This is a genomic window from Pseudomonas sp. HY2-MNA-CIBAN-0224 (assembly GCF_040310285.1).
In the GTDB taxonomy this organism is placed as follows: domain Bacteria; phylum Pseudomonadota; class Gammaproteobacteria; order Pseudomonadales; family Pseudomonadaceae; genus Aquipseudomonas; species Aquipseudomonas helleri.
Genome location: NZ_JBEOPQ010000529.1, coordinates 1 through 271, shown reverse-complemented (window position 1 = coordinate 271; position 271 = coordinate 1). Strand labels below are relative to the sequence as shown.

The 271-nt window shown below is 45.8% G+C and carries 1 protein-coding gene; it reads left to right on the top strand.

What is annotated here, in order from left to right:
• Positions 1-38: 38 nt before the first annotated feature.
• Positions 39-271 (top strand): acyl-CoA dehydrogenase family protein (locus AAEZ03_RS27435; RefSeq protein ID WP_350583008.1); only part of this gene is annotated, 233 nt, incomplete at its 3' end.

The following is a 271-nucleotide window of genomic DNA, read 5'->3' as shown; positions in this document are numbered from 1 at the left end:
GTATCTCCTTACCAGCGTTATCTACCTCAGCCAGTGAGATGACTTATCTGTCTGTTGGCGCGTTTGCCAAGGTTCGTGAACAGTTCAAAATCTCAGTCGGTAAATTTGAAGGCGTGCAAGACGCTACGAGTCGTATGGCCAGTAATACTTATATGCTAGAAGCCTTTCGCCACTTAGTTACCTGTGGTCTTAACCAAGGTGGTACGCCATCAGTAATGACTGCAATGGCAAAATACTATGCGACAGAAACCATGCGTAGTGTGGTCAATGA